Consider the following 10,113-nt stretch of genomic DNA (forward strand, 5'->3'; position numbering starts at 1 on the left):
ATAAATGCTGTTAACGTCAAGACAAAACATGAAACCCGTCATCGGGGCAATTGCAATTCTATACGGAACACTATCGGGCGCAGTGGCACAGGAAGCGGATAATATCACAGCCGTCCGCAACGAGGATGGCCGCTATTACACAGCGGATGATATTCCAACATTCAACGTGGCCGAAGATGGCACCGTTGACTGGCCCACCTACGAGGGATTCCGGCGCTATCATTCGGAATGCCATGTTTGCCACGGACCGGATGGCGAAGGGTCCAGTTATGCACCAGCGATAAAGAACTCGGCTGTGGACATGGATTACTATGACTTTCTGGAAATCGTTGCCAGTGGTAAAATGGAATCCAAAGGCGGTACCGAATTTGTGATGCCGACCTTTGGCACCAACCGCAATGTTATGTGCTATCTTGATGATATCTACGTTTATCTAAAGGCGCGCGGCAATGACGCAATCCCACGGGGTCGCCCACGCCAGAAAGAGCCAAAGTCGGATGCGATCAGGGCAGATCAGAAAGAGTGTCTGGATGGGTAGGAAACTGGTCAGGGCATTTATCATTGCAATCGCCTTTTGCGGGACGGTTGCCGTTCATGCTCAAACAGCTGACCTCGTTTCCAAAACCGCCTTTCGGGTTTGTGCCGATCCGGCCAACAGCCCGTTTTCCAATAAGGAAGGCACCGGATTTGAAAACAAGATTGCCGAACTGTTTGCCAAGCAACTGGACCTGCCGCTGGAATATATGTGGTTTCCTATGGCCACGGGATTTGTCCGTAAAACCCTGAAAGAAAACCGCTGTGATGTGATTATCGGCTTTGCGCAGGGGCATGAACTGGTGTTGAATACCAACCATTATTATACTTCGGCCTATGTTATCGTCACCCGCGCAGACAGTGATCTGGCGGTTGTCGACACCTTGGCCGATCCACGCCTGAAAGGGCACGCCATCGGGGTGATCGCGGGCACACCGCCCGCCAGCCATATGGCCAGAAACGGTCTGATGCCGCTGGCCAAACCTTATCAGTTGATGGTGGACCGGCGGTTCTATTCCCCGAACGAAGATATGCTGAATGACCTGCGGAACGGTGTGATTGATGCCGCTTTTCTATGGGGACCAATCGCCGGAAACCTGTTGCAAAAAGGGGATGGTAATCTGGTAATGACCCCGCTTTTAAAGGAAACATTACCGCCCAAGATGACCTACCGGATTACCATGGGGGTGCGTCAGGGCGAATTGGTCTGGAAACGCAAGCTGAATTCGATGATCAGGAAAAATCAAGCCGCGATTGATCAAATCCTGACCAGCTATGGCGTGCCGCTGCTGGACAATATGGGGCAGCATATCAAGGAGGTGACCCAATGATCCGTCATATGTTCGGGGCTATTCTGACTGTATCTCTGCTGGCTTCGCCCATAAACGCCCAAAGCGTCACGGTAGATGAACCGGACGATTATATGCAGGAACATTACCGCTCGCCCGTGCCAGCAACGCTGAAGGGCGGGACGGTGGTGGGACCGGAACAGGCGCATGAATTATGGGAAAGCGGCGCGGTTGCCTTTGTCGATGTGGTGCCGCGCCCGCCAAAGCCCGCGAACCTGCCCGAGGGGACGATCTGGCGGGAAAAACCACGCCATTCCATCCCCGGCGCGATCTGGCTGCCTAATGTCGGCTATGGCAGAATCGCGCCACAAACGGACGCCTATTTCCGGCAAGGGCTGGAAAAGGTCACAGGCGGCGACAAGATGCATCCGGTGTTGTTATTCTGTCTGGCGGATTGCTGGATGTCATGGAATGCTGCCAAACGCGCGATCGAGGAATACGGCTATGAAACCGTCTATTGGTTCCCCGAAGGCACCGACGGCTGGACGTTTTTTGACTATCCAACCGAGGTGTTAAAGCGCGAGCCGGAACCCGCGCAGAACTGATCTATCCCTGACCCAGAGAGAACAACTGATGGAACGCGGCTCCGTCAGTGTCCACCATATCAACGCTCAAGGTGCCGGAACCTGCGGGCAACACCACGGAGAGTGCCGGATCCTCGCTGATTGAAATGCTGCCGGTCATTGTAAACATTGGGGCATCATCGGTGGCGAATTTGACCGTTTCAATGAAACGGGCGGGCAGATACAGCAGGGTGATCTGGTTCATTTGCAGACCAGAATGGCTGGGATGGCTAAAGGCCACGGTTGCCTTTACAGGTTGTGGACCGGCCTTGGTGCCGTTAGCCAGAGAAACCAGTCGCGTTTGTGCATTCACAGGGTTGGCCGGTGCCAGAGCAAGCTTCATCTGGCCAAGGGTTTTCAGGGCAATGGCCGGATCATTTACCGGCGGAGCCGCACAAGCCCCAAGGCCCGAGGTTTTGGTAAACCCTTCGCTGACCAGCAACTGCCCGTCGGTGGTTTCCACCACCAGATGGATGCCGCTTGGCCCGTTCAGGCGCATGGTCATATCAAAGGTAAAATCGCCGGTTGGGCGCTGCATTTCGAACACCGCAGACACCGGCATCGGGTTATCGTCAATCACCAGATAGACCTTGTCGATCAACTGACCATCAGGCAGGGCAACACTGGCCCCCATCAACACCCGCCGGTCATCCGTTGCGCGGTAGGGGGTGCGCAGCGTGACGGTTTCGGCATTGGCTATTGTCACTTCGCGGTCCTCGTCAAACATCAATGGGCTGATGTCATCCCATGCCTCGCCTGCGATGCCGGATATTGGTGAAACCGCTAGGGCAGCGGTGGCAATGATTGTTCTAATAACCGATTTTAACATTTATTCCTCCCTGTTCACGCGTTAAGTCAATATACAATTGCGGGAACCTCTAAAAATCCCCCAAAATCCGGCCTGACGGGGTAGAATCGTCATCAGGATGAAAATGATTCGACCGACGGGGTTTTGTCATGGGTCAGATGGGATTTTTTGATCTTTCCAGCCGATACGCGGGACTGGACAAATCTGGTGATCCGCTGGTGTTGCTCAACGACATGGTGCCGTTCGAGGATTACCGGGACGAGCTGAAGGCCATATGGCGCACGCCGCCCGAACAGCGCAAATCCAACGCTGGCCGCCCGCCTTGGGATGAGGTGCTGATATTCAAGACGATGGTTTTGCAGCAGCTCTACAACCTCTCTGACGATCAGATCGAGTATCAGATCCGCGACCGCCTGTCGTTCATGCGGTTTCTCGGCCTTGGCATTGAAGACAGCGTACCTGACGCCAAGACCATCTGGGCCTACCGTGAAAGGCTGGCCGGGGCCGGGAAGATGAAGGAGCTGTTTGACAAGTTCGATGCCTTTCTGCGCGAAAAGGGCTATCTGGCGATGGGCGGGCAGATTGTTGATGCGAGCATCGTTCCGGCGCCGCGCCAGCACAACAAAAGGGACGAGAACGAGAAAATCAAGGCGGGCGAAACGCCTGAAGAGTGGGAGGAAAAACCCCACAAGAAGCGCCAGAAGGACGTGGATGCGCGCTGGACGAAGAAGCACGGCAAGAGCTATTACGGCTACAAGAACCACATCAATGTCGACCGGCGGCACAAATTCATCCGCGCTTATGATGTCACCGATGCCGCCGTGCATGACAGCCAGGCGCTTGCCGGTCTGATTGATGCGAGCAACACCTCATCGGACCTGTGGGCCGACAGCGCCTATCGCTCGCAAAAGATCGAAAGCGAGCTGGAAGAGCGGGGGCTTCACAGCCATATCCATCACAAGGGCAGGCGCGGCAAGCCGCTTGGCGAGCGCCAGCAAAAGGCCAACCGGAGGCGCTCGAAAGTGCGGGTCCGGGTCGAGCATGTATTCGCTTTTCAGGAGCGCTCCATGGGCGGCAAGCTGATCCGCTCCATCGGCCTGAAGCGGGCGCGATTTCGCATCGGGATGATGAACCTGGTCTACAACATGAAGCGCTTCGTCCAGTTCGAATGCGGCCTGGCGGCGCCGGGATAAGGGTTCATGGGGTGAGGTGTGCCTGAAATACCCAAAACCGGCTTGAAACCGGTGAAAATGGGTTTATGATCCGAAGCAATCAGGCGGGACAGGCGAAAAACCGTCCACCCCGCCGCGAAGAAGGCGAAAACGGGAATTTACAGAGGTTCCCTTCATATTGAACTGGGCGCAGTAGCGAAACACAGATAGATCAGCGGGCGGTGCTGTTTTCTACTTGACGGCGCCGCCCCTGTCCCATAAATCCGGCCTCGGTCCGGCGGGGTAGCTCAGGTGGTTAGAGCAGCGGAATCATAATCCGCGTGTCGGGGGTTCAAGTCCCTCTCCCGCTACCAAAATCTCCTTATATGTCAAATAAATACACGGGATCATACCGTGCACTTGATTAATATCAAGGTGCATATGTTGCAACAGCCTACAGTCGCGCGCATGCAACATACCGAATCCAAGCCCGCCATTGCCGGATTTTTGCAGCAACGCCCGCGCTGGGCACCGCCTGCGCCGCTGTTTCTGCTGCAACCCGTGCTGCGCCGCATCGTGCAGAGGATTGCCGAAAACAATCCTGATATGTTTGGCCGCCTGGGCCCGCATTACCGCGCTGTTTTTGTGATTGATCCGGTGAACCTTCCGTTTGTCATGCTTCTGCGTCCTGATCCGGATGATCTGATGCTGGTGGCACGCAGGCGCACTGAAATACCCGAACATGACGCCCGGATTTCAGGCAGTTTTCTGGATCTGCTGATGTTGGTTGATGGTGATCTGGATGGCGATGCACTGTTCTTTTCACGCAACCTGACCATCACTGGCAATACCGAGGCCGTGGTTTGCCTGCGCAATGCGCTGGACGATATCGATAACAGCATCGCCGAGGAAGTGGCCGATATGTTCGGACGCCCCGGCCGTGCGGCCCTGAGGGCCCTTAGACGTATGAACGAAAAACGGGAAACACAATGATCAGACCGGAACTGGTTTGCCCTGCCGGAACCCCTTCGGCGATGCGAACCGCAGTGAATGCAGGGGCCGATGCGGTTTACTGCGGCTTTCAAAACGCCACCAACGCCCGTAATTTTCCGGGCTTGAATTTTACCGTGCCCGAACTGGAAAGGGCCGTGGCCCATGCCCATGCGGGCGGCACCAAGGTGCTGTTGGCGCTGAATACCTTTCCACCTGCCGGTAAGGTGGATTTGTGGAAAGAGGCCGCGGATACCGGTGCGCGGCTTGGGATGGATGCGTTTATCGTCGCCGACATTGGTGTGGCCGACTACATCGCCCGCACGCATCCCGATATCCGGTTGCATCTGTCGGTGCAGGCGGCGGCCTCGACCCCGGAATCGATCCGGTATTACTGCCGTGAATTCAATGTGAAACGGGTGGGCCTGCCGCGGATTTTGACGGTGCCGGAAATCAAACTGATGGCCGATGAAATCCCCTGCGAGATCGAGACATTCATCTTTGGCAACCACGGACTGATGGTTGAAGGGCGCTGTTCGCTGACCAATTATATCACAGGCCTGTCCACCAACATGGACGGTGTCTGTTCCCCCGCCGCGCAGGTGGAATACATAAAGGACGACGAAGGCAACCTGTCGACCCGTCTGGGTGAATACACCATCGATTGTTTTTCCTGCAACGAAAGCGCCGGTTATCCGACCATCTGCAAGGGCCGTTATCTGACCCCCGCGCATGACGGCCCCTATTACGCATTCGAGGAACCGATCAGCCTGAACCTGTCCACCCTGTTGCCCGACCTGATGAAGGCCGGTGTGACCGCGTTGAAGATCGAGGGGCGGCAACGCTCAAAGGCCTATGTCAAATCCGTGGTGTCCGCCTATCGCAAGGCCGTAGACAGCATCATGGCGGGGCAAGACCCGCAAATCAGCGATCTGCTGGCCCTGACCGAAGGGCAAAAGGAAACGCAAGGCGCATTCAAAAGCAAAACATGGCGGTAACAATGAGCAAACTGACAATGGCGCCGATCCTGTTTCACTGGAGCGCCGAAGACAAGCTGGCCTTTTATGACAGGATTGCGGATGCGCCGGTGGATGACGTCTATCTGGGTGAAGTAATCTGCTCCAAACGTGCCCCGTTTTTCGAAAAGCATTATGACGAGGTGGCCGAGGCGCTGACCAAAGCGGGCAAACAGGTTATTTTTGCGACATTGGCCGAGGTGATGCTGAAACGCGAGCGTCATATGATCGCCGGTTTCTGCGCGCTCGAGGATTTTCCGCTGGAGATCAATGACAGTGCTGCGTTGTGGCACCTAAAGGATAAACCTTACCGCGTTGGCCCGCTGATGAATGTCTATAACGAGGATACGATGGCCTATCTAGCGGCACGCGGGGCGACCCATTTCTGTCTGCCACCGGAATTACCACGGGATTCGGTTGCGATACTGGCGGCCAAGGCGAAAGAGCTGGGCGTAAGCATAGAGGTGCAGGTGTTTGGCCGTCTGTCGCTGGCCCTGTCGGCGCGGTGTTACCATGCGCGGGCGCACGGGCGGATCAAGGATAACTGCCAGTTTGTCTGTGAACAGGACCCTGACGGGATGCCGCTGAACACGCTGGATAATCAGGAATTCCTGTCGGTGAACGGGATCCAGACGCTATCACACAGCTATCTGAACCTGATTGGCGAATTGCAGGACTTGCAGGATATGGGCGTAACCCATTTCCGCCTAAGCCCGCATACGGTGGACATGGTCGCCGTTGCCGAAATTTTCCGCGCGGTTCTGGACGGTGAAACAGGCGCACAGGACGGGCGCGCGCAACTGGATGCGCTGGATATCCCGGCCCCGTTTGTAAACGGGTTCTGGCACGGGCAGGCCGGACACCGCATGATCGGGGCCTGATCGGGCCACGGTTGGTGTTTTGGTTCACGTCATTGAAAAGGTGGTCCTGGCAGGGGCTGAGGGACTCGAACCCACGACCCTCGGTTTTGGAGACCGATGCTCTACCAACTGAGCTAAACCCCTAGGAACCGTTGCAGGGATTACGGCACATATCAGGGGGAATCAAGGGGCTAAGCGTAAAGAATCGGAATATCCCTGCACTGGCGCCAAATTGCCCGTATTTCACGCGGACGTCATTCTGCGGATGGGGTGGCTCATTATCGGGTGAGATGAAAAGCCGGGGCCAACACAGCGCTGTGACGACACTTTAATGTGTCATACCCGCGATAATGGCCCGGATCACGCAGTGGGCACTTGAAGCGGAGATTATGTGCTGGCCGGTATCGCCTTGAAACAGTTGGGATTTGTTCGTGCAATATGGCGCGGCCTTGATCCGCATGCCGACATATCAGGTTTCAAGTCCAAATTGCCGTGATTCGGCGTGTCCGCGATGTGATTTCCCTTATGACAGGCACGTTCCTAGCTTGGATGTATCAACAGGCCAACTGTTTAACCCGACACCAACCTTGAAAAGGAACACGATATGAAACGCATCTTTACTTTAGCTACAATCGCCCTGACGACCCTTGCTTCATCCGCTTTTGCGATGGCACCGACCGATGCCGAGATGGCATTGATAAATCGCTATGCGCCATTGGCAGATGTTCACATGCTGTCCGATGCCCAGTTTTCAAAACTGATGAATATCATCAACAGCAATGACAGCGAAGGCAGCAAACGCCTGCGGGCCGGGCTTGCCACTCAAAGTACACACGGCTTGTCTTTGAACTGATCGAAACAACCCAGGTAGTGTCGCGAGTTTGGTGGAAATTCGAGGACGGCGTAATCTCCGGGTGCATCGAAGCCACCCAACCGGCGGCTGGAACCGCCAAGGAGATCACGCCATGACAAAGAATACAGCAACATCGACATCCGCGCTACTGGCCAATGAAGCAGGCTATGACCCGATTGAAGACCGGCTGCGCCAGAACATCCGCGCGACGATCGAGGCGGTTTTCGAAGAGGAGCTGGAGCAGTTTCTGGGCCGTTGCCGGTATGGCCGCAGCGGCGGGGCAAAGGCCGGATACCGCCACGGGCATCGCGAGCGGCAACTGGTCGGAACATTTGGAACCGAAACGGTGCGCGTGCCGCGTGCGCGGATCACAGGCGAGGCCGGCAAGGCCAGAGAATGGCGCTCGAAGGCATTGCCCCGCTACCAGCGGCTGACGAAGAAGGCCGAGGCGCTGATCGCTGCTGTCTACCTTTCGGGCACCAACACACGGCGGGTAAAACGCGCCCTGTTCGGCCTGTTTCAGGGGGCGGTCAGCAAGGATGTGGTGAGCCGCGCCTGGCGCAAGGTGAAGGTGGACTGGCAGGCGTGGTGCGCCCGCAGCCTTGCGGATGAAGACATCGTGCGGCTGATCCTGGACGGCACCGTGATCAAAACGCGGATTGACAGGAAGGCCACCAATATCTCGGTTCTGGCCGCGATTGGCGTGCGCCGGGATGGGCAGAAGGTCTTGTTATCACTGATGAACATGGGCGGCGAAAGCACCTCCGCCTGGCGTCAGTTCATCAACGATCTGGATGCGCGCGGGTTGAAACGGCCCGAATTTGTCATCGTGGACGGGGCACCGGGACTTGAGGTCGCTCTCATTGCCCTCTGGGGTGAAGATCTGCCGATCCAGAGGTGCACGGTGCACAAGCACCGCAACCTTCTGGCCAAGGCACCCAAGCGTATGCATGATGAGTTGACAGAAGATTACCGCGACATGATCTACGCCAAAACACCCGAGGAAATCGCCACCCGCCGCAAGGCATTTCTGCGAAAATGGCGGCTGAAATGCAAGGCCGTCGCTGACAGCTTGGAAGAAGCAGGAGATAAGCTTTTCACCTTCACGCGTCTGCCACAAGGCCAGTGGAAATCGGCCAGAACGACAAATGCGATCGAACGCCTGAACGAGGAATTCCGCCGCCGCATCAAGACCCAGACCGTGCTGCCATGCGCCGAGACCGTGCCGATGCTGCTTTGGGCTCTGATGGCCTCGGGGCAGATCGTCATGCGAAAGGTCGATGGCTGGGAAACGCTCGCTCAGCCCGTCGCCGACGCAACCCTTGACCAAGCCGCCTGACCGGCGCATAACTCAACCCGCTCGGAGGTGCCTGAAATCAATTTCCACCACTTTCGAGACACAACCTCCGTTTTACAGCGGATATACTGGCGTGGATGGCAACATCACCGTGTTCCCGACAGTGCTGGGCGCAGGGCGTTTGAACGCGGTTGAACTACGCGCCTTCCCTGATGGGCAAGGGCAGGCATTTACCACGCGCATCAACACATCAGGCGGGCGTAAACATATCGCACTGCCCTTTGCAGGGAACTGGAAGCCCGAATTCCTTGATCTTGCCTTTGTGGTGGATACCACCGGCAGCATGGGGGACGAACTGGAATGGCTGACCCGCGAATTGCGCGGTATCGTTCGGGCCGCCCAGCGCAGTGCGCCGGGGGTCAGCATCCGTTACGGGCTGATCGTATACCGCGACAATGGCGACGACTATGTTGTGCGTAATTTCGGATTTACCAACCGGCAGTCACAGATGGTCGCTTGGCTGCGCAAACAACAGGCGAATGGTGGCGGTGACTACCCCGAGGCCGCTGCTGCTGCGTTAACGGCCGGTGCCTCGCTTGACTGGCGCCGTGGCAAAGGTGAACGACTGATGTTCCACATTGCCGATGCCCCGCCCCATGATCGCGACGCCCGCACCTATCTGGCCGCTGCACGGCAAGCCGCCAAAAAAGGGGTGCAGGTTTTCGGGTTGGGGGCCAGCGGTGTTGCAGCCGAATCCGAATACCTGATGCGTCAGGCCGCAGTTCAGACCAACGGGCGATATATATTCCTGACCGATGACAGTGGGGTCGGCTATGGCCATGCAGAACCCACCATCTCCTGTTACCGCGTCACCAAATTGCGGGACCTGATGGTGCGGGTGTTGCGCAGCGAGTTAAGCGGGCACCGGATCGAAGCACCAAACGGATCAATCATTCGCAATGTTGGCAGCTATCAATCAGGTGTCTGCCGCAACTGATACTTTCAGATAGTTTTACAGCAAAGGCCGCCCATGAGGGCGGCCTTTTTGTCAGTGAGTGGTCGGGTGGGTTGTGGTTGTGTCTCGAAAGTGGTGGAAATTGATTTCAGGCACCTCCGAGCGGGTTGAGTTATGCGCCGGTCAGGCGGCTTGGTCAAGGGTTGCGTCGGCGACGGGCTGAGCGAGCGTTTCCCAG

11 protein-coding genes and 2 tRNA genes are annotated in these 10,113 nt (G+C 56.6%); 11 read left to right on the plus strand and 2 right to left on the minus strand.

Annotated features, from left to right (window positions below):
• The first annotated feature begins 4 nt into the window (after window positions 1-4).
• The 3 genes from ACQY4M_RS03920 to ACQY4M_RS03930 are packed head-to-tail and all read left to right on the plus strand — an operon-like array spanning window position 5 to window position 1,927.
• Window positions 5-538, plus strand: coding sequence for a c-type cytochrome, methanol metabolism-related (locus tag ACQY4M_RS03920; protein ID WP_428541070.1), 534 nt, complete (start codon window positions 5-7; stop codon window positions 536-538).
• On the plus strand, window positions 531-1,364 hold the full coding sequence (locus tag ACQY4M_RS03925) for a substrate-binding domain-containing protein (RefSeq protein ID WP_428541073.1): 834 nt from the start codon (window positions 531-533) through the stop codon (window positions 1,362-1,364). The genes ACQY4M_RS03920 and ACQY4M_RS03925 overlap by 8 nt, the downstream gene beginning before the upstream one ends.
• A complete protein-coding gene (locus ACQY4M_RS03930) occupies window positions 1,361-1,927 on the plus strand; it encodes a PQQ-dependent catabolism-associated CXXCW motif protein (RefSeq protein WP_428541076.1) in 567 nt (188 codons plus the stop codon). The genes ACQY4M_RS03925 and ACQY4M_RS03930 overlap by 4 nt, the downstream gene beginning before the upstream one ends.
• 1 nt (window position 1,928) lies before the next feature.
• Here the strand turns inward: ACQY4M_RS03930 and ACQY4M_RS03935 are convergent, their stop codons facing one another.
• Complete coding sequence (locus ACQY4M_RS03935) at window positions 1,929-2,774, minus strand: quinoprotein dehydrogenase-associated SoxYZ-like carrier (RefSeq protein WP_428541079.1); 846 nt, start codon at window positions 2,772-2,774, stop codon at window positions 1,929-1,931.
• Between the two features lie 128 nt (window positions 2,775-2,902).
• Between ACQY4M_RS03935 and ACQY4M_RS03940 the strand changes: the two genes are divergently transcribed.
• From ACQY4M_RS03940 to ubiV, 5 genes are all read left to right on the plus strand, one after another.
• The gene (locus tag ACQY4M_RS03940; RefSeq protein WP_428539227.1) at window positions 2,903-3,946 is read left to right on the plus strand and encodes an IS5 family transposase; all 1,044 of its coding nucleotides are present in this window, start codon (window positions 2,903-2,905) and stop codon (window positions 3,944-3,946) included.
• A 255-nt stretch (window positions 3,947-4,201) separates the two neighbouring features.
• A tRNA-Met gene (locus ACQY4M_RS03945) sits at window positions 4,202-4,278 on the plus strand.
• Window positions 4,279-4,318: 40 nt separating this feature from the next.
• Window positions 4,319-4,897: a ubiquinone anaerobic biosynthesis accessory factor UbiT gene (ubiT, locus tag ACQY4M_RS03950; protein WP_428541081.1), complete on the plus strand. Its 579-nt coding sequence runs from the start codon at window positions 4,319-4,321 to the stop codon at window positions 4,895-4,897.
• The gene (locus tag ACQY4M_RS03955; RefSeq protein WP_428541084.1) at window positions 4,894-5,892 is read left to right on the plus strand and encodes a peptidase U32 family protein; all 999 of its coding nucleotides are present in this window, start codon (window positions 4,894-4,896) and stop codon (window positions 5,890-5,892) included. The genes ubiT and ACQY4M_RS03955 overlap by 4 nt, the downstream gene beginning before the upstream one ends.
• A 2-nt stretch (window positions 5,893-5,894) precedes the next feature.
• The gene (ubiV, locus tag ACQY4M_RS03960) at window positions 5,895-6,791 is read left to right on the plus strand and encodes a ubiquinone anaerobic biosynthesis protein UbiV (protein ID WP_428541087.1); all 897 of its coding nucleotides are present in this window, start codon (window positions 5,895-5,897) and stop codon (window positions 6,789-6,791) included.
• Window positions 6,792-6,838: 47 nt separating this feature from the next.
• On the opposite strand, the gene ACQY4M_RS03965 is transcribed toward ubiV, so the two are convergent.
• Window positions 6,839-6,914: transfer RNA gene (locus tag ACQY4M_RS03965), tRNA-Trp, on the minus strand.
• A gap of 460 nt (window positions 6,915-7,374) precedes the next feature.
• Between ACQY4M_RS03965 and ACQY4M_RS03970 the strand changes: the two genes are divergently transcribed.
• From ACQY4M_RS03970 to ACQY4M_RS03980, 3 genes are all read left to right on the plus strand, one after another.
• Window positions 7,375-7,623: a hypothetical protein gene (locus ACQY4M_RS03970; RefSeq protein WP_428541090.1), complete on the plus strand. Its 249-nt coding sequence runs from the start codon at window positions 7,375-7,377 to the stop codon at window positions 7,621-7,623.
• Window positions 7,624-7,735: 112 nt separating this feature from the next.
• Window positions 7,736-8,962, plus strand: coding sequence for an IS256 family transposase (locus ACQY4M_RS03975; RefSeq protein ID WP_428539582.1), 1,227 nt, complete (start codon window positions 7,736-7,738; stop codon window positions 8,960-8,962).
• Between the two features lie 91 nt (window positions 8,963-9,053).
• Window positions 9,054-9,917 carry a vWA domain-containing protein gene (locus ACQY4M_RS03980; protein WP_428541093.1) on the plus strand — a complete coding sequence of 288 codons (864 nt, stop codon included), beginning with the start codon at window positions 9,054-9,056 and terminating at the stop codon, window positions 9,915-9,917.
• Window positions 9,918-10,113 lie beyond the last annotated feature (196 nt).

This window comes from Profundibacter sp. (assembly GCF_965277155.1).
Classification (GTDB): Bacteria; Pseudomonadota; Alphaproteobacteria; order Rhodobacterales; family Rhodobacteraceae; genus Profundibacter.

What these genes read in the sequence shown, in the direction of transcription:
- ACQY4M_RS03920 (WP_428541070.1), top strand. Translation starts at nt 5, where the DNA reads ATGCTGTTAACGTCAAGACAAAACATGAAACCCGTCATCGGGGCAATT.
- ACQY4M_RS03925 (WP_428541073.1), top strand. Translation starts at nt 531, where the DNA reads ATGGGTAGGAAACTGGTCAGGGCATTTATCATTGCAATCGCCTTTTGC.
- ACQY4M_RS03930 (WP_428541076.1), top strand. Translation starts at nt 1,361, where the DNA reads ATGATCCGTCATATGTTCGGGGCTATTCTGACTGTATCTCTGCTGGCT.
- ACQY4M_RS03935 (WP_428541079.1), bottom strand. Translation starts at nt 2,774, where the DNA reads ATGTTAAAATCGGTTATTAGAACAATCATTGCCACCGCTGCCCTAGCG.
- ACQY4M_RS03940 (WP_428539227.1), top strand. Translation starts at nt 2,903, where the DNA reads ATGGGTCAGATGGGATTTTTTGATCTTTCCAGCCGATACGCGGGACTG.
- ACQY4M_RS03955 (WP_428541084.1), top strand. Translation starts at nt 4,894, where the DNA reads ATGATCAGACCGGAACTGGTTTGCCCTGCCGGAACCCCTTCGGCGATG.
- ubiV (WP_428541087.1), top strand. Translation starts at nt 5,895, where the DNA reads ATGAGCAAACTGACAATGGCGCCGATCCTGTTTCACTGGAGCGCCGAA.
- ACQY4M_RS03970 (WP_428541090.1), top strand. Translation starts at nt 7,375, where the DNA reads ATGAAACGCATCTTTACTTTAGCTACAATCGCCCTGACGACCCTTGCT.
- ACQY4M_RS03975 (WP_428539582.1), top strand. Translation starts at nt 7,736, where the DNA reads ATGACAAAGAATACAGCAACATCGACATCCGCGCTACTGGCCAATGAA.